19 protein-coding genes are annotated in these 25,069 nt (G+C 65.7%); 6 read left to right on the top strand and 13 right to left on the bottom strand.

The features are described 5' to 3' along the window. Positions 1 to 15: 15 nt before the first annotated feature. The 11 genes from NMD1_RS01220 to NMD1_RS01170 are packed head-to-tail and all read right to left on the bottom strand — an operon-like array spanning position 16 to position 14,739. Entirely contained in the window at positions 16 to 1,176 is a 1,161-nt protein-coding gene (locus tag NMD1_RS01220; RefSeq protein ID WP_125953269.1) for a CaiB/BaiF CoA-transferase family protein, read from the bottom strand. Continuing rightward, positions 1,173 to 2,102: a hypothetical protein gene (locus NMD1_RS01215; protein WP_233497279.1), complete on the bottom strand. Its 930-nt coding sequence runs from the start codon at positions 2,100 to 2,102 to the stop codon at positions 1,173 to 1,175. Before NMD1_RS01215 ends, NMD1_RS01220 begins: the two co-directional genes overlap by 4 nt. Beyond that, the gene (gene dctP / locus NMD1_RS01210; protein WP_233497278.1) at positions 2,099 to 3,130 is read right to left on the bottom strand and encodes a TRAP transporter substrate-binding protein DctP; all 1,032 of its coding nucleotides are present in this window, start codon (positions 3,128 to 3,130) and stop codon (positions 2,099 to 2,101) included. The genes NMD1_RS01215 and dctP overlap by 4 nt, the downstream gene beginning before the upstream one ends. After that, positions 3,127 to 4,413 carry a 2-hydroxyacyl-CoA dehydratase subunit D gene (locus tag NMD1_RS01205; protein WP_125953268.1) on the bottom strand — a complete coding sequence of 429 codons (1,287 nt, stop codon included), beginning with the start codon at positions 4,411 to 4,413 and terminating at the stop codon, positions 3,127 to 3,129. The genes dctP and NMD1_RS01205 overlap by 4 nt, the downstream gene beginning before the upstream one ends. Next, entirely contained in the window at positions 4,410 to 6,494 is a 2,085-nt protein-coding gene (locus tag NMD1_RS01200) for a CoA transferase (protein ID WP_125953267.1), read from the bottom strand. Before NMD1_RS01200 ends, NMD1_RS01205 begins: the two co-directional genes overlap by 4 nt. Beyond that, entirely contained in the window at positions 6,491 to 7,378 is an 888-nt protein-coding gene (locus NMD1_RS01195) for a hypothetical protein (protein ID WP_233497277.1), read from the bottom strand. The genes NMD1_RS01200 and NMD1_RS01195 overlap by 4 nt, the downstream gene beginning before the upstream one ends. Positions 7,379 to 7,380: 2 nt before the next feature. Beyond that, positions 7,381 to 8,688 (bottom strand): TRAP transporter large permease, encoded by a 1,308-nt coding sequence (locus tag NMD1_RS01190; RefSeq protein WP_124808912.1) that lies wholly within the window; start codon positions 8,686 to 8,688, stop codon positions 7,381 to 7,383. After that, positions 8,688 to 9,137 (bottom strand): TRAP transporter small permease, encoded by a 450-nt coding sequence (locus tag NMD1_RS01185; protein WP_125953265.1) that lies wholly within the window; start codon positions 9,135 to 9,137, stop codon positions 8,688 to 8,690. The genes NMD1_RS01190 and NMD1_RS01185 overlap by 1 nt, the downstream gene beginning before the upstream one ends. Next, entirely contained in the window at positions 9,134 to 10,249 is a 1,116-nt protein-coding gene (locus tag NMD1_RS01180; RefSeq protein ID WP_233497276.1) for a CapA family protein, read from the bottom strand. Before NMD1_RS01180 ends, NMD1_RS01185 begins: the two co-directional genes overlap by 4 nt. Before the next feature lie 26 nt (positions 10,250 to 10,275). Further along, positions 10,276 to 12,960 (bottom strand): TonB-dependent receptor domain-containing protein, encoded by a 2,685-nt coding sequence (locus tag NMD1_RS01175; RefSeq protein WP_124808909.1) that lies wholly within the window; start codon positions 12,958 to 12,960, stop codon positions 10,276 to 10,278. 54 nt (positions 12,961 to 13,014) lie between these two features. Beyond that, complete coding sequence (locus tag NMD1_RS01170; RefSeq protein ID WP_125953263.1) at positions 13,015 to 14,739, bottom strand: CocE/NonD family hydrolase; 1,725 nt, start codon at positions 14,737 to 14,739, stop codon at positions 13,015 to 13,017. Here NMD1_RS01170 and NMD1_RS01165 point away from each other — a divergent pair. Then, positions 14,681 to 15,517 (top strand): GntR family transcriptional regulator, encoded by an 837-nt coding sequence (locus tag NMD1_RS01165; RefSeq protein ID WP_233497275.1) that lies wholly within the window; start codon positions 14,681 to 14,683, stop codon positions 15,515 to 15,517. The two genes, NMD1_RS01170 and NMD1_RS01165, sit on opposite strands and share 59 nt — an antisense overlap. Before the next feature lie 32 nt (positions 15,518 to 15,549). Here NMD1_RS01165 and NMD1_RS01160 read toward each other — a convergent pair whose 3' ends face one another. Together NMD1_RS01160 and NMD1_RS01155 are read right to left on the bottom strand one after the other, a co-directional pair. Continuing rightward, a complete protein-coding gene (locus NMD1_RS01160) occupies positions 15,550 to 16,551 on the bottom strand; it encodes a LacI family DNA-binding transcriptional regulator (RefSeq protein ID WP_125953262.1) in 1,002 nt (333 codons plus the stop codon). A 41-nt stretch (positions 16,552 to 16,592) separates the two neighbouring features. Further along, a complete protein-coding gene (locus NMD1_RS01155; RefSeq protein ID WP_233497274.1) occupies positions 16,593 to 17,774 on the bottom strand; it encodes a cytochrome P450 in 1,182 nt (393 codons plus the stop codon). A 91-nt stretch (positions 17,775 to 17,865) separates the two neighbouring features. On the opposite strand from NMD1_RS01155, the gene NMD1_RS01150 reads away from it, so the two are divergent. From NMD1_RS01150 to NMD1_RS01130, 5 genes are all read left to right on the top strand, one after another. After that, on the top strand, positions 17,866 to 19,188 hold the full coding sequence (locus NMD1_RS01150) for an MFS transporter (protein ID WP_233497273.1): 1,323 nt from the start codon (positions 17,866 to 17,868) through the stop codon (positions 19,186 to 19,188). Positions 19,189 to 19,240: 52 nt separating this feature from the next. Continuing rightward, positions 19,241 to 20,419, top strand: coding sequence for an MFS transporter (locus NMD1_RS01145; protein ID WP_233497272.1), 1,179 nt, complete (start codon positions 19,241 to 19,243; stop codon positions 20,417 to 20,419). A 102-nt stretch (positions 20,420 to 20,521) separates the two neighbouring features. Further along, the gene (locus NMD1_RS01140) at positions 20,522 to 22,717 is read left to right on the top strand and encodes a TonB-dependent receptor (RefSeq protein WP_125953260.1); all 2,196 of its coding nucleotides are present in this window, start codon (positions 20,522 to 20,524) and stop codon (positions 22,715 to 22,717) included. An 18-nt stretch (positions 22,718 to 22,735) separates the two neighbouring features. Then, positions 22,736 to 24,250: a hypothetical protein gene (locus tag NMD1_RS01135; protein WP_125953259.1), complete on the top strand. Its 1,515-nt coding sequence runs from the start codon at positions 22,736 to 22,738 to the stop codon at positions 24,248 to 24,250. Next, on the top strand, positions 24,250 to 25,032 hold the full coding sequence (locus NMD1_RS01130; protein WP_125953258.1) for a hypothetical protein: 783 nt from the start codon (positions 24,250 to 24,252) through the stop codon (positions 25,030 to 25,032). The genes NMD1_RS01135 and NMD1_RS01130 overlap by 1 nt, the downstream gene beginning before the upstream one ends. The last annotated feature ends 37 nt before the right edge of the window (positions 25,033 to 25,069 follow it).

Genomic DNA, 25,069 nt, shown 5'->3' with positions numbered 1-25,069 from the left:
AGGTATCCATTCCCCTTATTGGGAGGTGCTTTCCAGCCAGGCGAGTATCTCGTCGCGGTTCTCGTCGAGCCTGGGCGGCGGGGCATCGACAGAGGGTTCGCCCGGCACCATGCGGAACCCGACGCCCGGCAGGCGCACATCGCCATCCAGCGGCAACCCCGGCACGGCGAGCGACGCCAGGGCGCCCGGCCCGGCCAGCGCCGAAGCCTCGTCCACCCGGCGCACCACGCCGCACGGTATGCCGGCAGCGTTCATGCCGGCTTCCCAATCCGCCGCATCCCGCGTCGCGATCACGCCGGCCACTTCCGCCTTCATGGCATCGAAGTTTGCACGCCGCGCGTCGTCCGTCGCAAAGCGCGCATCGCGCAGCCATTCTTCCTTACCCACGAAGCGGGCCAGGGCTTCGAACTGGTTCGGCTGCACCACGCCCAGGGAAATCTGACGGCCATCGCGCGCGACAAACAGCGACGCCGTGGGCAATCCGCTGTAACCGGTGTTGCCCATGCGCGACATTGGCTGACCGGTGACGAGATAGGGCGTCAGCGCAGATGTCATGAACGCGAGGCTGGCGTCGAACATCGACACATCGATATAGCTGCCACCGCCGCCGCGTTCGCGCTGCATCAGGCCGGACAGGATCGCCAGCGCGGCCGTTTGACCGGTCAGTGTATCCACGATCGGGAACCCCACGCGAACGGGCGGATCGCCTTCCTCGCCGCTCAGCATCATCATCCCGCTGGTCGCCTGGACGATGTTGTCGATCGCCGGCCAATCGCGCTGAGGGCTGTCCTGTCCATAGCCGGATACGGAGCAATAGACGATATCGGGGCGCAGTTCGCGCACCGCATCATAACCGAGTCCCAGCCGCGCGATCACCCCCGGGCGGAAGTTCTCCAGCAGCACATCGCTGCGCGAAACGATGGCGCGGGCAATGGCCAGATCGGCTTCGTCCTTGAGATCGAGCGCGATCGATTTCTTGCCCGCGTTGGCGGCGATGAAGGCGGGCGCCATGCCGTCGAAACGGCGATCCGAGCCGTAGGAACGGAACCCGTCGCCGCGTTTGGGCTCGATCTTTATCACCTCTGCCCCCATCTGCCGCAGCAAGTGGGATGCGTAAGGCCCGGCCATGACGTGGCTGAAATCGGCGATGCGGATGCCCGCAAGCGGCTTGGTCATGGTTTCTCCGGAAATTGCTTGCGAACGACGGTCCAGCCCGTTCCCGCGCAAAGACCGCAGGGATCGCCCGCGAACATCGCGCCGGCGCGCTTGCTGCCCTTCAACTGCCAATCAAGCCAGGCCACCCCGACGCGCGCATATTCGCCCCCGTTGACCATTTGGTACGTGCCGCCATGCCCGGTCGGCAGGTTGCCGTAGAACACGGGAACGTGATCGATGCGATTCACGTCGTCCGTGCCGTTGGGATAGGCGATATCGGTCGGTCCGCCCAGGATATAGGCAACGGGCGTATGCAGCTTGCGCAGATCATCCTTGGTCACGGGAACGCCGCTGATGCCGGTGTTCCCGCGATTATAGACACCGCTGTTCATCACCATGACGGTCTTCACGCGCGGATCCGCGCCGGCGACAATCGCCTGCAATCCGCCGCAACTGTGCCCCATCACCGCGATGCGGGTCGTATCGATCCGCCCCTTGAACGATCCCGCCCGGTCCGCGCGCACGGCCCAGTCGATCGCCGCGACCAGCTGCCCGGCGGTCGTTTCGTCCGGCGTCGGACGCGGCGGCGGGAACGCGACCGGTGGGCCATCGGGCAGCCGATCCAGTGCGGGACTTTCCACACCCGGCGCGCCGTTGGCGATCACGAAATAGCCATGGCTGGCGATCTCGCGCAGGAAATGGCTGGCGGAAAGCCCATTGTTCTTGCACCCGCCGTTCCCCCACAGCACCAGCGGCAAACGCTGGCGCGGAAGGCGGGCCGGGCGGTAGATCGTATAGCCCGGCGCATCGGCGCGGCTTTCCGCGACCGCTGGCCAGGCACCGGCGCCCGCAGGCGCGCCGATAACCCCCGGCCCGTGTGGAGCATCCGCCGCTTGCGCGGACGCCATCGTCGCGACCAGCCCCGCCAGGACGATCAATCGTTTCATGATTTGCCCCCACATTCGATCCGGTCGCGGCCGCGCACGGCGGCGCGCGCGGTGCGAAACGCTCTCATTCCATCAAGGCCAAAACGCGCGAGCGCCCGGGCATTGGCTTCGGAATCCCGCAGATAAAGCGCATCGAAACGCGCCTGTTCGGACGGAGAAACGCCGCTGATCACGACATGCCGCGCGCGCGCCTCCTCCATACCCTTGTCCAGCGCGACACGGATTTCCCGCGCCAGCGCCGCTTCCCATACGGGTTGAGCTTCGGTCAGGATGGCGCGTTCCTCATCCGTCAGGCTGTTCCAGCGCGCAGCCCCCATTGCCCTTGCGGGATAGGCACCGCGCGGGACAGCCAGCGTGTTGTAATACCTGGCCACTTCCGCAAAATGCAAAGCCTTGAAGGTATCGCCTGGCGCGATCACGCCATCGATCACGCCCTTGGCCATGGACGAATAGACATCCGCCATCGGCATGTTGACGGGATCGGCTCCAAGCGATTCCAGCACCGTCAGCAATTCCGTCGGCGCCCGCAAACGCAGGCCGCGCAGATCGGCAAGGCTGCGCACCTGCCGGTTTGTCGTAACGATGCCAGCCAGCGATCCGCCCTGAACCGCCAGAACCTTGAGGCCCTGAAGCTCGCGGCCGATTTCAGGCTCCGCAGCGGCAATGCAGCGATAGAGCGCCACCTGCGATTCCACGCTGTCCGCGCCGCTGTAGAAGCCGGTCTGGATGCGCAGCAGATGGGTGCCGCCGCGCGCGTAGATCGGCGTTATCAACCCCACGTCCGCCACACCGTGACGGAGTTCCTCCATCGACATATCCGACGAAAGGAGCGCGCCCGACCAGCTGGGACGAATCCGGATACGGCCGTGCGAGCGCTTCTCCACGAACGCCATCCACGCCTGATCCGCTTTGCTGAACGGATGGTTCGGGCTGTACGGCGTTGCATAGGTCAGCTCGGTCACACCCGGCGAAGCCGGCCGCGCGCAGGCGCTGATCAGCATTGCCAGGGCCAGCACCAGGCGTTTCACGCAAGCCCCCGCGCGACCAGGAAATCGGCAACCAGCGTCACCATGCGGTCGTGATTCCAGTTCTTGGCATCGACCATGTCCGCGTCGATCGAAAGGACGGGGACGCCCGCCGCTTCCAGCGATTGCGCGGTGATCTTCGTGCCCGATTGCGAGAGCCGGTTGTCCGGCGGCAACAGCACGACGCAAGCATCGATCCCGCAGCGCTCCGCCTCGCTGGTCATCCAGCCGTTCATCCACGGCGGAAGGTGCAACACCTCGTTCATCGAGCAGATACGGCTGGCCAGGGCATCCATCGGGCGTCCGTGCAACTCGCGGATATACTGCGGCCCGGCGAACGGCATGTACATGGACCAGACGAACACGGCGCCGAGCCGCTCTTCCAGCGCCTGGTAGAAGCCCGGGTCGTGCCACACCCCGGCACCGATCCACATCAACCGGATCTTCTCATGCGCGGCGGTGCCCGCCCCGCTGGCGATGCGCTCCATCACTTCATCGCGGAAGCGACGAGCATGATCCACCGCCCAGTCCGATCCCCGGTGCCATTGCGGGATCATGGTGTTGGGCATCTGTTCGGCGATGGATACCGGGCACGGACGCGCGCGGCCGATCGCCTGCGCGGCCTCCCAGATATACCCTTCCTGCTCGTTGATCCGCTCCATCAGGTGATGGAGCCTGGCTTCGTCGAACTTGCGGCCGGTGCGATTTTCCAGCAGCGCGATAAGGTCGCGCATCTCGGAAACCATCAGCGCGATGCGGTCGGCATCGTAGATTTCCTGCCAGTCGTTGCGGGAATGCGCGAACCAGCGCGGGTCCTTGTGCTCCCACGCGGGCGCCTCCATCGGGAAGAACTCGCTACCCAGCGCCTCGGCCCACTGGCCGAAGACGTGCTGGATGCAATCGCAGGTCATCCGCGCGACCAGCACGGTCGGCTTGGGCAACCCGCCCCACGGCGCGGACTTGGGATCGTTGGCCAGCGTGCAGGCAAGACCCAGCGAACAATACTTGCAGCTATTCTCCGGAAAGCCATGGCGCGCCATCACTTCGAAGTACTGGTTCGAAAGCTGCTTGGCCGAAATGTAGGCCGACCACCACTGGTTGGTGATGATCGGGATGTCCATCACGTGAAAGATCTCGTGCGGCGTATCGGCCTGGACGATGGCGAAAGGTTCGCCTTCATCCACCACCCGGCGCTTCAGATCGATGCCGAACTGCTTCTGGTAGGCGTTGGCGGCGGCGGTGCAGGCCAGGTCCTTGCGGCTGCGCTGTCCGGTGGCTTCACTCATTGGAATACTCCTGCCGCTTCGAGTTCGGCGATGCGGGCTTCGGACAGGCCGCAAAGGTCACGGGCGATGGCGTGTACGTGTTCGCCCATGCGCGGTGCGCGGAAGGGCGCGGGCCGATCCCGGGAGAACAGGATCGGCGTGGCGATATGGCCAAATGGCCCCAGCAGCGGATGATCCAGCGTCACCAGCGCACCCCGCCCCGCCAGCTGCGGATCGGCATCGATCATGTCCTGACAATCCTGCACCACGCCGCACGCAATGCCGGCCGCCTGCAGTTCCGCCGCGATCGCCCGATCTTCCCGCACGGACGTCCATGCCGCAATGTCGGTGCCGGCGATCGCCGCCAGCCGCGCCCGGTCCTGTTCCCCAAAAACGGTGATCGCCACCCACCGGTCATCGCCCAGCGCCGGGAACACATCCTGGAACAGCACGCGCGGATCGGCATTGCCCGCCCGTTGGGGGCGTTCGCCACGCTTGGCTGCCGCGAGATAGTCCCGCATCTGCTGCACGCAGATTTCGTACATGGAGGCATCGATATGGCAGCCGAGGCCGGTTTCCCGCCGGTGCTGGAGCGCCGCCGCGACCGAGCCCGCCATCACGTATGGCACGATCACGTCACCATACGGAACGGCCCCCGGGATCACCGGATCGCGATCGGGATAACCCGTCAGGAAGGTGCGCCCGGAAAGCGCGCCGCCCGTGCCGTCCACGCCCCATTCCTGCGCCAGCGGGCCGGTCTGGCCGAATACGCTGCCCGATACCATGACGATACCCGGGTTGCGCGCCGCCAGCGCATCGTAGTCGAGGCCCAGCTTCTTCATCGTACCGGGCGAGAAGTTTTCGACAACGACGTCGGCCCAATCGATCAGCGGATCGATCAGTTCGCGCGCCTCCGGCTTCTTCATGTTCAAGGAAACACTGCGCTTGGACGAATTGAGATGCGCGAACCAGGGCTTATCGTCCCAGTTGCCGGCCTGCGATGCCGAAACCTGCACGTCCAGCCGCGCCAGATCGGGCCGCGTGCGGCTTTCGATCTTCACCACCTCGGCGCCGAGATCGCCCAGCGTCTTGGTCGTGATCGAACCCACCAGCGCCCAGGCGAAATCCAGCACGCGCACGCCCGCAAGCGGACCGGGGCGAGCGCCGGCATGGACGGCGGGCGCCGCTGGCGTGGCCCCCGGACGGAACGTCGCAAAGCGGTCGGGCAATCCCGATGGCGTGTCGAAGAAGGAGCGCGCGGCAAGATGGGGATCGGCCAGCACATCCGACGGCTCGTTCGCCACGCACGCGTTGATGCCGCGCCGCAGCCCCTCGATGGCGATTTCCCGCTTCGTGCGCGAACGGAAGAACGCGTCGATCGCGGCTTCCCAGATCGCCCGCGTTTCCGCTGGCAGCGTCGAACGGTTGTACGCCAGCCAGTCCGTGCCGCGCAGCGGGTTTGGCATACCGGCATCGTCGATCCAGTCGGACAGCGCCTGGTTGGCGGGCGCGCCCAGCCGCCCCGTCATCAGCGAATGGAAGCACCAGCCGTCCGCCAGCCGCCAGATCGCGCGGACAGTGGCCTGGCCATAGGCCAGCGCTCCACCAACGCGCGCAAGCTTGCGCCGGTCGAATTGCCAGCACAGCACGCCGTTGAAATTGCGGCTGAACGCGACCTGCTGGATCGAGACATCGACATGCTGCCCCTTGCCGTGCGTGCCGCGCGCATAATGCGCGGCCATCGCGCCGGACGCCGCAACCATGTCGGCGTGGAAGGTGCAGGCGTCGCCCGCCTCTTTCACCGGCGGCAGTCCCGGCTCTCCGGTAACGCGCAAAGCGCCGCCCATTGCCGAGGCAACCAGTTCCCCACCCTTCCAGCCGGAGCGCGGGCCGCCGGACCCAAAAGGCGTGACCGACACGTGAATGGCCGCGTCCGGCACGGCAACGCCAGCCAGCCCTTCCAGCCCGATGTCATCGATCACGAACGAGGCGCCTTCGACCGCGCCGCCAAGCTCGGCCCCAAGCGAGACCAGGAACCGTGCGAGAGGGCGTTCCGCCATGCCGCCGAGCACGGCGACACGATGGCCAGCAAGCGGCTTCATGCGGCGCCTCCCTGCAGGAAAGCGGCGATCTCGGCATCCACGCCATCGTTCGCGCGCCAATCGCGCCGCGTCAGGATCAGCGCGGGAATATCGATCCTTGCCAGGACATCGCGCTGCGCGGGCAGATGCCAGACGCGGGCATCGTCCTCTTCGGCGAACCACAGCACCGCCGCCAATGCGCCGCATTCGTCCGCCTGCGCTTCCAGCGCCTGCGCGCGATCGAAAAACGCCCGCACATCCGCGCGCCTCGCGTGAAGCTGACGAGCAAGCGCGGCGAACGGATCGCCAGTGCCTTCCTCGACCGGCGGCCCCGGGTCCGCCCACGCATCGCCCAGCGTTTCACCGGCCGCGATCCAGCCGGCGCGTTCGACCATGCCATGCAGCCGGCGATCCGGGGGCGGCGTACCCGCGATCAGGCAGACCCGCCCGGGCTGCGCATCCGCCGCAGCAGTCGCATTCGCCCGGCGAACGTTGGTTTCCGCGATGCCCCGCTCAAGCGCGATCTCACCGACGCCAAGACGCTCGGCCAGCTTGCGCACGCTGGCAACCATGTGCTGTGCGCTGCTGGCACGTCCGATCTTGGCGACATCGAAGATCAACGGTTCGGGGCCGCCGACCTCGCCGAGCCGGCGCAGCTCGCTGATGTAGTAGTAAAGGCGCTGCGCGCCATCGTCGGCACGGGAAAACACCACGGCATCCAGGTGGTCGAGCCGGCCATCCAGCCAGTCTTGCAGGACGGAATAGGTCCAGCGCGGAAACTTGCTCTCCAGCCAGCGGTCTGCGGCGGGCGTTTCGCGGTCGATGTCCCAGGGAAGCAAACCGGCATGCACGCCTGTGGCGGCAAGCAGGTCTTGCGGCAAATCCGGGCCGAGTGATGCAATCATGGTCATTGTCCGAAAAGGCCCGGCAGCCACAGGGCCATCGCGGGAAACAGGATCAGAAGAAGAAGATGGACCAGGTCGCTGGCGAGAAACGGCATCACCCCCTTGAAGATGCGGTTGATGCTCACGTCCTTGGCGACGCCCTGGATCACGTAGAGATTCATGCCGAGCGGCGGATGAACGAAGCCGATTTCCATCGCGCGGGTGATGAAGATGCCAAACCAGATCGGCGACATGCCCACGCTTTCCACCACGGGCAAAAGGATCGGCGTGGTCAACAGCATCAGCGCCAGGCCATCGAGCACGGAGCCGAGCAAAAGCAGAAGCCCCGCCACGACGATCAGCGTCGGAATCGTTCCCAGGGCAAGGCCGGTTACCCAATGGCCGACGGCATCGGTAAGGCCTGTCACGCTGATGAACGTCGAGAACACAAGCGCGCCGATGATGACCAGAAAGATCAGACCGCTGGTCCGCAGCGTTTCGGAAAAGGCGCGGAACAGCACTTCCCGCGTCAGGCGCCCCCGCCAGGCCGTGATTGCCAGAGCGCCAACGGTGCCGATCGACGAGGCTTCGGACGGGCTGAACCACCCCAGCACGATCCCGCCCAGCACAAGGCACAACAACCCGAGCATGTCCGCGATGCGCAGCATGGCCTGCCCGCGTTCGCGCCAGGTCGCCCGCTCGCTCGCCGGGGCGATCGAAGGCCGCCAGCGCACCAGCAACCAGACGACGAGGCAATAGAACAGCATCTGCGAGATGCCGGGAATCAGCGTTGCCGTGAACAGCTTCCCCACGGACTGTTCCGCGATGATGCCATAGACAATCAGCGCGCCGGACGGCGGAAGCATCTGACCCAGCGTGCCCCCTGCCGCGACCGTTCCCGTGGCGAGCGCGTCCGAATAGCCGCGCTGGCGCATTTCCGGCAGGGCCACGAGCCCGATCGTGGCGGCGGTGGCAAGGCTCGATCCGTTGATCGCGCCGAAGCCCGCGCACCCGCCGATCGAGGCATAGGCAAGCCCGCCACGTCTGTGCCCGACCAGCTTGGCCGCGGCATCGAACAGGTCGCGGCTGGCATTGGCCGAAAAGAACAGATGCGCCATCAGCATGAACAACGGCAGCGTGCCCAGTTCGTAGCGTGTCAACGTTTCCACCACGATCACGCCGGCCTTGATCAGCGCGGGTTCGAAGCCCAGCGCAACGATCAAACCGCCGGCGCCGACAAGCCCCAGCGACACGCCGATCGGTACACCCGAAATCAGCAACGCGAACAGCAGGACAAGGCCGATCAGGCCGGTTTCAGGCGTGGCGAACATCAGCGCTTGCGCTCCACCAGTTGACGCGCAAGCAGGACAAGCACGGCGACAAGGCCCGCGTTGAGGAACATCCTCAGCCAGCGCCACGGCACGCCGAGCAGTTCGCTCACTTCCTGGCTGCCCCACAGATCGCTGGCGAGCCACGCGGACCCGCAAAGAAGAGCGGCATAGAACGCCATCGTCAGCAATATCGAAAGGCGTTCGACGAGATGCGCTCCGCCGGGTTTCAACCGGTCCAGCACAAGGTGAACGCGCGCGTGATTGCGCGCCAGCGTTGCGGCAACGAGCGCCAGCGTCCCGGCTACCAGCACGCCCACCTGCACAAGCTCGATCGCGCCTTTCAGCGGCAGGCCCGTGTGGCGTCCGATAACCGACAACAGATTGAGCCCGGCCGCCGCGATCAGCGCGGTGCCGCCGGTCCAGATCATGATGCGCGCAAGAACATTCATGCCGCTACCTCTTGCACGCGCCCATCGGCATCGATCCGGATACCGGGCATCCCCGCATCGCGCGTTATGCCATCGACGTAGGCGCGTATTTCTGCGGCCCGATCCGGCGGCGCCAGAACCGGCCGCCCCGGCGCTTCGACATCGACCGGGATGATCGCCGGCACGATGGCGCCATCCGCGCCCCAATCTATCCGTCCCAGGAACGCGTTCACCGCCTGCGGGTGAAACGGCGCCAGCGTATAGGCCGGATCGGGTTCGAAACCGAACAGCGCCTTGCGCCGCTGCGCCCATTCGCGGCGGGCCGGATGATCCTGCGCCGGGCTGAGCGCGCGGGTGACGACGCACCCGTTGCCAAGGCCGTGAAAGATCAGCTTCCCGCGATAGAATTCGACGCCACGCACGATATGCGCATGATGACCGATCACGACATCCGCCCCGGCGTCGATCGCCGCATGCGACACGGCGCGTTCGTAGGGGGCCAGCCGCGCGGGCGTATGGACGATGCCCTTGTGCAGCGCCACCAGCACCAGATCGGCCACGGTGCGCGCGCGGGCAATGTCCTCGCGCAGGATCGCCACCGCCGCGTCGGTCAACGCGACGAGGTTCGCCGCGGGCGCGACCGGGCTTCCGTCCGCCGTTTCGATCGGCAACCACGCGCAGCCAGCGCGGTCCGGGCCGGCCCAGGCGCTTTCGGGACCGACGCAATTGTAGCTGAGCAACGCGATGCGCCGGCCGTTACGGCCCACCACGGCCGGCTTGCGCGCTTCGGCCAGTGTCAGCCCCGCCCCGGCATGGGCGATGCCGTGCGCATCAAGCCCGGCAATGGTATCGGCTATGCCTTCGGCACCGCAGTCGGCGATATGATTGCCGGCAAGGCTGACCATGGAGAACCCCGCCCCGGCGATCGCCGCGATATTTTCGGGCGGCGCGCCGGGCGCCGGGACGTCCCCCTTCATCTCGGCTCCGCGCGCGGTGTGTGGCACTTCCAGATGACCGATGGCGAGATCGGCGGCGCGAACCGCAGGCGCGATTCCGTCGAGCCAGTAGGGTGCGTCCGGTTCATCAAGAACGAGATCGCCCGCCAGCACGATGGAGATCGCCTCCCGGTTCACGCCGCCTTCCCCCCTCATCGCGATCGTCAGAACGCCTTGCGGACGCTGATCGCGAACAGCCGGCCGATCGGATCGGCGGCCGTGGCGTCATACCCGCCGCTGCCGTTGCCGCTGGGCGCCAGGTTCACATAGGGCGGCTTCTGGTCGAACGCGTTGCGCATTTCAAAGCCCAGAGTCATGCCCTTGTCAAAGAACCCCGTCGCCTTCTGATCGCCGATGCGCCAGCTGATCGAAAAATCGACCGGCGTGAAGCTCCCCACCGACTGCACGGGCACCGCGAGGTTGTTCTTGTAACCCCCGACGTGCGTGATCAGCACGCGCGCGCTGACCGGGCCATGATCCCACAGGATGCTGGCGCGCGCCTTGAACTTGAGCGGATTGAAAATCACGTTCAGGCGATCGACCAGCGGCGCCGTGGGCGTGACGGCGACGCGATATTTGGTGAGATAGGTTCCCGACACGTTGAACGTCAGCGTATCCCTGTCGGAAACGTCCTTGGTCCAGGTGCCGGTAAAATCGATGCCCCGGGTAATCGAAACGCCAAGGTTCTGGCTGCGCCCGTCCACGTACAGAGTGACGTTCGCAGGGTTGCCGCCGGGAAACGATCCGCTGGCCAGCGCCACGCCTTGCGCCAGCAACTGCTGAACCCGGGCGGCGGCGGCGGCATCGCGAAGAATGATGTTGGTGCCGGCATACTGCGCCTCGTTACCCAGAATGGTCAGGTTCGACAGGTTGGCGAGCACCTGGTTGCGATAGTTCACATCCCAGTACGTGATGCCGAAGTGCAGCGTCGGGGTGGGGTCGAAGTCGGCGCCGATGGACCAGGTGGTTGCCGTTTCAGGCTTCAGGTTAAGGTTGGGGCCGGACAGCGCATACCCCTGCAACGGCGCTCCGCCGGCCGGGTTCTGATAGCTCTGGCCGAACAGGTTGTTGGAGTTGCCGTAGATTTCGGGGATCGTCGGCGCACGGAACGACGTGCCATAGCTGCCGCGCAGTTTCAGGCCCCGCACCGGTTCCCAATTGATCCCGAACTTGGGATTGGTGGTGCCGCCGACATCACTGTACTTGTCGTAACGCACCGCGGCATTGAGTTCGAGCCGTTCAAACCCGGGCATCGCGTTGGCCGCACCGAAGACCGGCACGAACAGTTCGCCATAGACCGAATCGACCTTGCGTCCGAAATTGCGGAACACGATCGGCGTGGTCGGAGCGCCGCGCGCCGATCCCAGCCCCACGGTGAAATCCTGCCGTTCGTAACCGCCCGCCAGCTTCACTTCACCACCGGGCAGCGCGAACAGCGGCCCGTTGATGCGCCCTTCATACGTCTTCAACCGCCCGTTGGTCGGCGCGAGGAAGATCTGGTTGGCAAGGACAGCGCGGACCGCCGCGCTGGTGCGCCCCAGGCCATAGGGATCGAACGCGGTGGCCGGATCGCTGCTGGCCAGCGCGGCCGTCAGCGCGCCATTGTTCAGCCCGAAGTAGGAGCCGGAGAAATCGTGCGTCTTGCCATAGCCGAACAGTGCCTCGACTTCCCAGTTGTGCGGCAGCTTTGCCTTGATGCCGGGCGTGATCTGCCAGCTTTCGGCATAGCCGAACGAATCGTTGGTCGGCAGGTCGTTGCGGAAGTTGTAGTCCAGTGTGTAGCTGGTGCCGGTGAAGCCAGCCGGGCGCACGAAGAATGCGTTGGTCTGCGGAACCGTTATGCGGGCGTTGGTGAACCCGGACTTCCGGTAGAAATCGCGCTTGGAATAGAATCCGTCGTAAAAGACGCTCAACCAGTCGGTAAGGTCGTACCGCCCGGTGCTGTTCACGGAATCATACTTCTGCCGCGGCGCCAAGTCCTGGTTGGTCAGTTCGTCGCACTTGTTGAGCGTCCCCGCGACAAGCGCACCCGCGGTCGCCTGCGTCACGCCCGCCGCCGGTATCGCGTAAGTTGTGCCGTTCGCGTTGATATTGCCCGGCGCGCAGCGTGCGATGCGGTAATCCGCGCCACCGAACGGAGTCTGGTTGTTGGTGAAGAACGAACGGTTATCGCCGCTCAGGTTGGAGCGTTCGACATGTTCGTAAGCCACCATGATCTGGCCGCGCTCGAACACCTTGCCCAGCGCCGCACCCAGCGAATATTCGTGAAAATCGCCGCGACCGCCGATGCCCGCACGCGCGAACACCTCGCCTCCATCCAGCGACCGGCGCGGAATGAGGTTCACCACGCCGGCAACCGCATCGGAACCGTAGATCGCCGATGCGCCGTCCGCCACGACCTCGACCCGTTCGACGCCCAGCGAAGGCAGGACCGAAGGATCGATCGATCGGCTGTTGTTGGTCACCCGGTGGCCATCGATCATCACCAGCGTCGCATAGGGGCCGATGCCGCGCAGGTTGACCGAGTTGCCGTAAGTGATGTTGCCACTGCCGCCGGACTGGCCGCGCGAATTCTCCGAAACACCCAGATCGAATACCTGCGGTATTTCCTTGACCATGCGATCGACTGTTACCGCGCTGGACGCCTCGATTTCCTTCCGCCCCAGGGTGGTGACCGTGGAGCCCACCGGCGCCTCGCCGCGCACGCGGCTACCGGTGACGATGATTTCGGCGCTGCTCGGTTCGTCCTGCGCGGCGTCCTGGGCCATCGCGGGCACTGCCGCGATCGCCAGGCCACAGCTGCCGATACAGAACGCTGTCCGCAAACGCGTGATCTTATTGCCCTTCATGTTGACTTACTCCTTCCCCGCGGCCGGCTGCGCGGCCTTTCCTTCCAATGATGCTCAATCGGCGACTGGCAGGTCGATCCACGACGTCCCGCGCCCGCCGCGTTCGACGGCGATGACGGGCGCTGGCGTCTGCATGATCTGCTTGAGATTGCGCTGGCGCGGATCCGCGCCGGCGATCGTCACGCGCAACCGCGCGCCGGCCGGCACGATCCGTGAAACCGGTGTAAGGTCGATCGCCAGATCGGCCTGCTGCCCCACCGGCAGCGGCGCCACGTCGCGCTGCAGGCCGGAATGCCACGGCAGGCCCAGCGTGTTGTAAGGGGCGGCGGCCAGCTTGCGGTGCGACAGCGCCAGCCGGCCGAACGAGACGACCTCGACCTTGCCGTCAGCGGCCACTTCATCCAGATAGACGAACACGTTGGCATCCGGCTTGTCGGCCGAAACCTTCAGGCGCACCACCGGATAGCCGACCAGCTTCATCGCACGGGTCAAAGGTGCGCTGGTGTAGCTCAGTCCCTTGTCATCCATGGGCCTGGCCCAGAAAGCGAAGTAGTCCGGGTCGGGCAGGTCATAGCGCACCGTGAAGCGATCGGTGCCGCGATTGGCCGGCGTGGAAGCCAGCACGCCATCGTTGACCGACCGGGCAGAGCCGCTTCTGCCTCCGTCCAGGAACCATGAGACGGGCTTCACGCCCTCGCCCGGCAAGGACCGGGAACGGACATACCCGCCCTTCCCCTCCAGGCCTTCCACCCAGTAGGTCGCGCGCGGCTCGCGCTCGATGCCGTTGTCGACGCCCTTGAGGTAATGGTCGAAGTAGCGGCGGACTTCGCCGGTGAAATCGAACCCCGGCGGCGGCACGCAATGACTGCCGGGACCAGCCAGGAACTTCGCGCCGGGGAGGTTGGCCGCGCTCAGAATCGATTGCGCGGTCGGTTCGTCCTGCCAGTTGCTCCAGAAGTAGGTGGCGATACCGGCCCGCCGGATGGCGCCCATATAGTTGTAGACGCTGGCTTCGTTCCAGAAGGCATTGCCGGTCAGCGGCGAAACACTGTCGCGATAGGGCATGCCATACCACAGGGCTGCCATCGGCGTGTTGGCCGCATGCTGGGCGACGGCGGCCTTCAATTGCATGCCGTTGGCGTCGGCATCGACCGGGACGCTTGCCAGATCCTCGCTCAGCGGTTCGTCCGGCCGCGTGTTGAACTGCGCGGTTATGCCGCCTCGCTTGACGAACGCATACTTGTCGAGATCCGAGGCGCCGATGAAAACCGCCTTGAGCGATGGCGGCACCGTGGTGGCGGTGTGAAACGTAGCCCCGCCCAGATACGAACAGCCGATCATGCCGACCTTGCCCGTGGAGAACGGCTGGTGCGCCAGCCATTCCACCAGATCGTACCCGTCCCGGGCTTCCGTCCGGTCCTGGAAACCATGGCGGCTGCCGAAAGACGCGCCCTTGCCGCGGATGTCGGCCACGGCGACGACATAGCCCGCCGCGATGAGCGACCGGAGCGCCATCCGATCATTCAACGCCACCTCGTTGACCTTGCCGTCCTGTCCAACGAAGCGGGCACGGTATGGCGTGAACACGAAAATCACCGGTAGCGGCGCACTTTCCACCCCGCCGCCGCCCGCCGGACGATAGATGTTCACGGCAAGGCGTGTGCCATCGCGAACGGGCACATAAAGCGAGCTGCGCTGTACGTCAGGATAGTCGGCAGCGTTGCCGGGCACCGCAATTGCGGCTGCTGCCGCCACCGCTACCCACCGAATCGCCTGCATGGCGCCTCTCCAAATTGTTGACAATTTGATCGGCGATCCCGACGCCGCAGGCAACGGAAAAATCGATCACAATATTGTTGACAATATTGTCCGGGGTTGGAAAACGACGGATATGGTCGAAAATCCGTCTCTCCGGGCCCCCACCGGGTCCGAAATCGCCGACTGGGTCCGCGATCGCATCCGGGCTGGCCGTTTCGTCCCCGGCCAGCGGCTCGTGGAAGTCGACATCATCCGGCAGACCGGCGCCAGCCGATCGAAAGTGCGCGAGGCCTTGCAGCGGCTGGAAGGCGAAGGCCTGGTCCAGATCGAGGAATTTCGCGGCGCGTCGGTCAAGAATGCCAGTCTGGAAGAAGTACGCCAGATCTATCGCGCGCGCGTCGCGCTGGAAGGCATTTGCGCCGGCGATTTCGCGCGACAGGCAACGCCGGAGCAGAAAGAGCGGCTGTGCGCCGTTCAGGATGCCCTCGACCGCTGCGTGGAAGATCGGGCGCCCGAACGCTTCGGACGGCTGAACGTGGAATGGCACCGGCTGATCGTCGAAGGTTCCGGCAATTCGGTGATTGCCGACCTTCTCCAGCGATTGAACGTGCCCATCCATCGCCTGCTGTTCGAAAGCTTTTACGACGACGAACGTCTGCGCACCGCGAACGCGGACCACCAGAACATGGTGAAACTGCTGCTTGCCGGGGATGCGGATGCCAGCGAACAGGCCATGCGCAGGCATATCGAGGACGGCTTCGTCACGCTTTCCAAGATCGAAAGCGAATTTTACCGGTAGGCGCGGCGACGCGGCCCTGCCCCCCTCCGCCTTCAGGCGCTTTCGCGGGCGATCAGGCGAAATCCCACGTCGATCCAGCGTTCCCGCAATGGCTCGCCGCTGCCATGCTTGCGGATCGCGGCGATGGCTTCGCGCGCGATCCGCGCGCCATCGACTTCGACCGACGTGATCGTCGGCCGCATTTCCCCCGCGATCGAACTGTTGCCGAAACCCACCACGGCAATATCCTCGGGCACGCGCAATCCGGCCGCCATTGCCTCGACGATGATTCCCTGCGCCAAATAGTCCGAACCGCAAACCACCACGTCGGGCATGTCCGGCAAGCGCCGGATTTCGGCGAAGATGCGGCGCGCATGACCAAACCGCGAAGGAACCTCCACACTCGATTCCGTGAGAGCGCTGCCCTCGGCGGCCGGCCATTCGGCGAAAAAGCCATCGCGCCGCATCTGCGCGCGCGTGCCGCTGGCCGTCACCAGATGCGGCCGGCGGTAACCGCGCGACATCAGGAAGCGCGCCACATCGCGCCCCGCCGCCTCGTGCGAGAATCCGACCGCAAGGCCGATGGGCTCTTTGGGCAGATCCCACACTTCGATGAACAAGGCAGGCGACCGGCGGACCATCGCTTCGACTTCGGGCGTGACCGGGCCGGTAAAGATGATCGCATCCACCCTGCGGCTCAACGCCGCGCGAATGAGATCCTCGGTGCGCCGGGCCGACACGCCCGTAAGCCCGAGCATGACGGTAGTGCTCGCTCCCGACAGTTCTTCCACCATCGATTGGATCGTGTCGTTGAAAATCGAGTCCGTCAGGTAAGGGATCAGCACCGCGACCATTTTCGACTTGCTGGACGCAAGCCCCCCGGCGAGCAGGTTGGGAATATAGCCGGTGGCGGCGATCGCCGCGCGGATGCGGTCGGCGGTTGCGGGCGCAACCACCGACGGATTGTTCACGAAGCGGCTGACGGTCGCCGTCGAAACCCCGGCATGCGCGGCGACATCGTCTAGCGTGGGTGATCGGCCGGGAACGTCGTTCATCCGCCTTGCCTAGCCCGCCCCGCCCCCGGTGCGCAATCGCGTTACGCGAAGCGCAAGGGAACGGAAAGCGCACCGATTTCCGGCCAGCGGCTCACGGTTACCGGACCATCGAGCGAAAAGCTGTTCGTCGCACCGAGGATCTCCTCCAGCGCCACGCGCAGTTGCATCCGGCCCAGGTGCACGCCGGGGCAATTGTGCGGCCCCCGCCCGAAGGCGAGGTGCTGGGCGATGTTGGGCCTGTCGAGGATGAACGTGTCGCCTTGGGGGAACACCTCCTCGTCCCGGTTGGCGGAAGCATAGACGAGCGCGATGGCCTCGTTTGCCGGAATCGTCCGTCCGCCCATTTCCACGTCGCACACGGCGGTGCGCGCAAAGCCGCGATAGGGTGTGTAAAGGCGCAGGAATTCCTCGATCGCGGCCGGAATCAGCGAAGGGTCCGCCCGCAATTGCTGCTGCAACTCCGGGTCCCGCGAAAGATGGACGCAGATGTTGCCGATCATCACCATCGGCGCGACCATGCCGACCACCAGAACCTGACGCACCGTGCCGACCAGCAGTTCCTCGGGGAAAGGCTCACCCTCGTGCCGCGCGGCCAGCAGCGCGCTCGTCGGGTCGATTTCGGGGTCCTGCGGCTGCTCGCGCCGGATGGCGATCAGCCCGCGCGCCATTTCATACAGGCGCAAGCTGGTTTCCTTCATCCGCTCCGGCGTGTTGGAATGAACCGCCAGGATGAAGGCCCGGCCCGCGTCATGCAGGGTATCGAGCCAGGCATCGGGCATGCGCATCCATTCGCCAAAGATATGGACCGGCAGATAGCTGGAAAATTCGACGCAGATGTCGCCGCCACCCTTCGCGACCATGGGGGTCAGCAGCCGCTGCGCCAGCGCCCGCGCCTTGTCCGCGTAAGCTTCCGATTTTTCCAGCGAAAGCAGCGGATTAAGAGCCTTACGATAGGGCGTGTGCTCGGGCGGGTCGAGGTGAAGCGGAGGCCGGCGGCCCGTGTACGCCACCTTGGGCACCACGTTCTGCACAGACGTGATGAACGTGGAAGAATCCGAGGCCGCACGCTTGACATCGTCATAACGCGTCAACGCCCAGAAGCCACCCAGGCCATCGGTGTGCGCCACCGGACATTCCCGTCGCAAACGCGCATATTCGCGATGCGCGCTGTCGAAGTCCTCGGGCTTTTCTGGATCGAAATCCTGCGGAACGGTGGTTTTCATGGCGCGATGCATAAGTATCGACGAATGCATATGCAAGCGCTATCATCGCCCCTCACGGACACCGATGCCGCCGATAAAATGGGGAGAATGCGTGAAACAGCACCACGAAGCGCAGGGCGTGCCCGCCGTTGAACGATCGGTGGGTCGCAAGGTACTGCTGCATCTGGTCGTCCCGGCGGCGTTCTATGTGCTGATGGGCGCGATAGACCGCACGAACGTGGGGTTTGCCGCCCTCGATATGAACCGCGCCCTCGGCCTGTCGGGCACCCAGTACGGCTTCGGCGCCGGCGTCCTGTTCGTGGGCTACATGCTGGCGAAATATCCCAGCGTGCTGCTGTACGAGGCCATCGGGATGCGCCGCTGGCTCACGGCGATAACCGCCGCGTGGGGGCTGGCGTCCTGCGCGATGGCGATGATCTCCACCGAATGGCAACTGTATGGCCTGCGCGTGCTGATCGGTTTCGCCGAAGGTGGCCTTTCGTCGGGCACGATGCTCTATCTGAGCCAGTGGGCACCCGAGCGGTACCGTGCATCGATCCTCGCCATCCCCATCACATCCATCTCGGTGGCCCAGGTCATCGGCGCGCCGGTTTCCGGGTTGCTTCTCGATCTGGATCACCCGCTTGGGATGGCAAGCTGGCGCCTGATGTTCCTGGCCGAAGCGCTCCCGGCCCTCGCGCTTGCGGCATTCGCATGGCTGCATTTCCCGGATTCGCCGGACGATGCCCGCTGGCTTACGCCCGAGGAACGCGCGTGGATCCGCGGCAACATCAAAGGCGCGTCGAAGCCTGGCGCCATGCCGGACGCGCACGCCACCGGCGCGCGCTGGGCGGTGCTGCGCGATCCGGTCGGCTGGCTGTGCTGCGCCATCTGGTTCTGCATCCTGGCTTCCAACTACGGGATCATGTTCTGGCTGCCGCAGATCGTGAAAGGCCTTTCAGGCCTGAGCGCCGGCGCCACGGGGCTGGTCGTCGCGCTACCGTGGGCGGCCAGCGGCATCGGCCTGGTCCTCAATGCGCGCCATTCGGACAAGACGGGAGAACGCTATCTCCACGTCGCCGTGCCCGCACTTTTCGGCGGACTCGGCCTGCTTGTTGCCGATTGGGCCGGCGCCAGCCTGCCCGGACTGATCGCGCTGATCATCGGGGGCGCATGCACCGGCTGCACGGTCGCGGCATTCTGGGCAATACCGACGCGGATGCTGAAGCCCGCAAGCCTGCCAATGGGCATCGTCGTCATCAACATGGCCGGCAGCCTTGCCGGAGCCACCGTGCCCCCCATGATGGGATACCTGAAGGAAACAACCGGCTCGTTCACGCCGCCGACGCTCCTGCTGGTCGGCATCGCGGCATTGTGCGCCAGCCTGACGCTCATCGCCCGGACGGTCGCCGCGCGCGCACAGGCCGCTGCGTGAACGGTCAGGCCGGGGCCGCCACGGCCTGCCTACGATCGCCATCCTGGCGAGCGTGGCCGCGCTCGGATCGATGGCGATCCACATGCTGGTGCCGGCCCTGCCAGTGCTGGCCGGCGAACTGGGCCTGAATCCCGCACGCGCCCAGCAAGTTGTGAGCGTCTATCTCGGCGGCCTTGCCTGCGGCCAGTTGATCGCGGGGCCGGTTGCCGATCGCTGGGGCCGCCGCCCCGTTCTCCTGCTGGGCCTGGCCTGCTACATGCTGGGCGCGGCAGCCGGCGCGCTTGCCGCGAACTTCCCAATGCTGCTTGGCGCGCGGCTGCTGCAGGCGATGGGTGGAGCGGCCGGAGTCGTGGCATCGCGCGTCATGGTGGGCGATCTGTTCGATCGCGCGGAAGCCGCAAGCAGGCAGGCCACGCTGATGACGATCGTCCTGCTATCCCCGGCAATCTCGCCCGTTATCGGGGGACTCATTGTGACTCACAGCGGGTGGCGCATGATCCTGGGAATGCTGGCGCTGGTGGGCGGCGCCTCGTTCGCGTCATCGTGGCTTCTGCTTCCGGAAACGCGGGACAGGACCGGTGCGCCTGCCAGCGGCTCCTCCACCGCCCATCCGTCGGCCAGTTCCGCGAGGCTTCTCAAAGGGTATGCCCGACTCCTGTCGAACCCGGGATTTCTGCTGGCGACGGGAAGTCTCGCCTGCGCCAGCAGCAGCCTCTACATGTTTCTGGGAAGCGCTCCTTTCCTGCTGATCCGCCAGTTCGGACTGACCCCGGCGCAAACGGGCACGGCGCTGCTTGCCATCGCGGGCGCCGGCATCGCCGGAACGCGCCTGGTCGGCCTGACCGAGCGCCGCGGCGATGCGCTGCTGGCAGGCACAGCGATCGCTCTGGGTGGAACATTGCTTGCCACATGGCTGGCCTACCGCGGGATCATCGGACCGGTGCCACTCGTCGCCCCGATGATGTTGCTGGGCGTGGCCTCCGGCATGATCGGACCGGCCGCGATCCATGCCGCGATCTTTGCGGAGGAAGGGCTCGCGGCAACCGCGGCCAGCCTCGCCGGGGCGACGCAGATGCTTGCCAGCGGCTGCGCCATGGCAATCCTCGGCCTGTTCGCCCCGGTAACCCCGTTACGGCTGGCGTTGGCGCTGCTGCTGACAACCGCCTTTGCGTTCTGCTGCGCGCTTTCACGCCTCCTGTCGGCACACGAACGACGCAATCGCGCGCGCTGACGGACGCTATCGGGTCTACGGCGTGACAAAGCATCTATGCAAGGGCTTACATATGCGTTATCGGCCAACGCCACAAACAATTCTCATGAGGGTGAGGAAACCATGACCACCATCGCACGTGCGGCGCGCCCTGCGTTGTCCATCCTTCTTTGCAGCGTTTCGCTCCCCGCGCTGGCCCAGACGGCCGACAGCCCGCAGGACGACGGCGCGCTGCAGACCATCGTCGTGACCGCCGAACGCCGCACGCAAAGCCTGCAGGATGTGCCCATTTCGGCAACGGTCCTGTCGGGCGAGGATCTGCAGAGGAAGGGCGTGTCGAACCTCAACGACATGCAGCAGGTGGCGCCATCGGTGGCGATCAACACCTTCAACCGATCGACGTTCATCAATATCCGCGGCGTCGGCATCGCGCAGTCCGCCCCCACATCCAACCCGGGCGTCGCCTATTACATCGACGGCCAGTTGATCCCGCACGAACAGTTCATCGGCCAGAGCTTCTTCGACATCGGTTCGATCGAGGTGCTGCGCGGCCCGCAGGGCACGCTGACCGGCCAGAATTCAACCGGTGGCGCGGTCTACGTCCGCACGCCCGAGCCCGAGTTCGGCAGCAATTTCGCGGTGGGCGATTTCACCGCGGGCAATTATGATCGCTATCGCGCCGTCGTGGCCGCCAATATCGGCGGAGAGGACGTTGCCCTGCGCGTCGCCTACGTCCACGAACAGCGTGACAGCTACACGCGGAACATCGCCGCCAACGCCCTGAGCCAGCCCGGCAACCTCAACATGGACGCGATCCGCGCCAACCTGCGCCTGCGCGGCATGGATGGAAAGCTGAACGTCAACGTGCGCGGCGAATATTTCGACGTGCGGACCGACAACAACGCCGTGAAGAACCGGAACGACGCGGTCTCCTCCAACCCGTTCGTGATTGAGGAAGACGCCCCCTCGTTCCAGAACCAGGCCGGCTACCGGATTTCGGCCGAGGCGCGCTACGACGTGGCCGACACCGTGCAGGCGCGCGGGCTCGTTTCGTGGCAGGACGGCTTCACGCACGACCAGACCGACGGCGACCGCACCGCAACCGCGCTGCCGGTTCCGGCCAACCTGCCGACATCCGGCGCCAACACCGCGCGCTTCCCGGGCCGGGTCAGCAACGGCGATACGCGCTTCAAGACGCTGATCGGCGAAGTGAACCTGCTTTCGACCGGCAAGGGCCCGTTCCAGTGGGTGCTGGGCGCGTTCGTGATGGACGAGACCGTTCCGGTGACGCTGCTGCGCGATAACCGCAACACCACGCAGCTGCTGCAATCGAACAGCAGCATCATCACCACCGCCAAGAACACCTCGCAATCGATCTTCGGGCAGATCAACTATTACGTGACGCCGCAGATCGAACTGCTCGCGGGCGCGCGCTACAGCTGGGACAAGCAGGTCTACACCCGCTTTGCCGTTCCGGGCGCCGGCTTTACCCTGCCCTTCGTCAGCCAACAGGCCTCGAGCCAGCTGACCGGCAAGGTTGGCGTCAACTATCACTTCAACGGCAACGGGCTGATCTACCTGACCGCGTCGAAGGGCTACAAGGCGGGCGGCGTCAACCTCACGCCCAACACGCCCAACTTCAAGCCCGAGCGCAATTTCGTCTACGAGCTCGGTTTCAAGACGGAAGTCCTCGACCGCCACTTGCGCGTGAACGGCGACGTTTTCTATTCGGACTACAAGGACATCCAGCTGTCGAGCCTTGTCGGCGGCCTGCCCACCACACAGAACGCGCTGGCGGGGCGCTCCAAGGGCGGTGAACTCGAACTGACCGCCCAGTTCGGCGGCTTCGCGGCCAACGCCGGCGTCGGCTATCTCGATGCCAAGTTCAACAATTCGGCCTGCATCTCCGATACCAACGCGGCCGGCACCGATCCCGGCTGCCCCACCAACCTGCGCTTCGTGCCCAAGGGACGGGTGCTGCCCTTCTCTCCGAAATGGACGGTCAATGCCGGCGCGCAATACACGCTCGCGCTGGCGGGCGTGGACGTGACGCCGCGCATCCAGTGGTCGCATCTGTCGCGGCAGAATGCCACGCCCTTCCCCAGCGTGAACACCCTGGTTCCCGGACGCGACATCTTCGACGCGCGCCTGACGTTCGACCTGGGCAAGAAGTACAAGCTGGAAGCCTTCGTCAACAACCTGACCAACAAGACCTACATCGCCACGCAGATCCAGAACAGCTCGAGCGCGGACGGCGGCATCATCTATGGCGCCCCGCGCACCTACGGCCTGCGCATCAAGGTCGAGATCGGCAACTGACGGCAACGGACGGACGTGATGCGCACCGTGTTCAAGTCCATCCGGTTCCACCACGTCCTGCCCGCAATCGCCGTCCTGACGCTTGCCCTATCGGCAGGTGCGCGGGGCGGCGATGCGCCGGACCGCTGGTGGGCACCGGGCGAAGGCCGGGTGTTTCCGGCCGAACTGGACTACGACAACGCCAACGGCACGTTGCGCGCGCTGCTTGTCGGCGGTCCGATGCCGACGAAGGACCACCCGTTCTTCGAGCCCCTCGGCCCTAACGGCCGCGCCTGCGTGACCTGCCACCAGCCGGCCGATGCCATGAGCCTGTCTGCCGAAAGCGCCCGGCGGCAATGGGAGCGCACTGGCGGCAAGGACCCCTTGTTCGCGGCCTACGACGGCTCGAACTGCCCCACGTTGCCGCAGGCGGAACGGGCATCGCATTCGCTGCTGCTGGAACGGGGGTTGATCCGCATCGAACGCCCGTGGCCGGTGCGGCAGTTCAATGGCCAGCCGGTGACGCCGGACTTCTCGATCGACGTGGTGCGCGATCCGAACGGCTGCAACAGCGGTCCGCACTACGGCCCCGCGGCGGGCAGGATCTCGGTCTATCGCCGGCCGCGCCCGGTCGCCAACATGAAATACCTGCTGGCGGTCGGCTTTCCCTATGATCCCAAGCAAGGCTACGCGCTGCCGCTCGATCCCGATACGGGCAAGCCCGAATCCGGCAATCTCATGGCGGACAACCGCGCCGGCAACCTGCGCATCCAGATGGAAGACGCGGCGGCTAGCCACCTGCAGATGCTGCGCCGGCTGACGCCCGAGCAGCGCAGGCGGATCGAGGATTTCGAACTGCGCATCTTCACCGCGCAGCAAGCGAGCAAGGCCGGCGGTGCTGTCGATACGACCGGCGCCCGGGCCGGGCCGGCGCGTTTGCGGGATTCGCAGCCCGGCGCGCTTGGCAGCATCGGGGAACCGGTATGGAGCGAATTCACGGGGTGGGAAAAGATCAGCGCGGAAGATGCGCGCACGCTGACGCCACAGCAACTGGCCTTCCGCCAGTCCGTAGCCCGTGGCGCGCGCGTGTTTCGCGAAAAGATGTTTCTCATCACCGACACGGCCGGCATCAATTCCCGCATCGGCTTCGGCAATCCGGTGCGCAATTCGTGCGTGTTCTGTCACAACATGAGCCAGATGGGGAACGATGTGGCGCCGGGGCAGGTCGACCTCGGCACGACGACGCTGCCCTTCGCCGATCCCTGGGCCGATCTGCCGCTGTTCAAGGTCACCTGCCTGAAAGCGCCGCACCCGCATTATGGCCGGGTCATCTACACCTATGATCCCGGCTTCGCGCTGACCAGTGGCCGCTGCGCCGATGTCGGCAAGATCACGCTGCAATCCATGCGGGGGCTGTCCGCCCGCGCGCCGTACTTCTCCAACGGCTTGGCAAAGGACTTGCGAGGGATCGTGGACTATTACGAGCGTCGCTACTCCATCGGCTATACCGAGCAGGAGAAACAGGATCTCGTCAACCTGATGAGCGTGCTGTGATGAAAAGGATCGCGATTGCAGCCGGATGGTTCGTCGTGCTGGCGGCGCCGTTGTCGGCACAGGCGCAACAGGCGGGCGAACTTGTCCGCTTCATCGCCTGCCCCGTCTATCGTGATACCGATTCCGGCCGCAAATCGGGTTGCTGGTTGGCGGACGACCGCGAAAGCGGGATCCGCTATGACGTGAGCCAAAGCCCCTACAAACCCGACTGGAACCGCGAAGTGCTGGTGGAAGGCCGCGTTTCCGCCGATCCGCCCACTCCGTGCGGTGCAACGGTGCTGGACCCGGTGCGGACTTCGCGGCTGGATACGCCCTGCCCGCGCCACATGCTGCCGGCGGAAGGATACGCGGGCCGGCGCTACAAGCTGCCCCGCCGCAACATCGATCCGCTGTCCGTGCCCCGCAAGGTGCCGCCCGGCCCTTATGCCGAGCGCACATTCCCGGTCTATTTCGAGTTCGGCAACGACTTCCTCGTCTATCAGTACGACGACTGGCTGATCGACAACGCGGTCACCTGGATTCGCGCGGCTCACCCCCGGAAGCTTGTCGTCACCGGATTTGCCGCAACCGATCCGACGCCCGTGTCCGGCCGCACTATCGCGGAGCCGGCCGGCCTTGCCGCCGCGCGTGCCGCCAGCATCGCCGAAACGCTGCGGCGGCTTCTGCCGGGCATGATCGTGGAGACCCGCGCGCAAACGGGCGCCCTGCCCACGGACGAGCCGGAAGCGGACGGGCTACCCGGACAATCGCAACGCCGCGCGGAGATCCGCGTGCTGTTCTGAACACGGCCGATAGCGCGGCAGCCCCGCGGGACCGCCG

This window comes from Novosphingobium sp. MD-1 (assembly GCF_001014975.1).
Classification (GTDB): domain Bacteria; phylum Pseudomonadota; class Alphaproteobacteria; order Sphingomonadales; family Sphingomonadaceae; genus Novosphingobium.
This window is presented reverse-complemented; position numbering and strand designations above follow the sequence as displayed.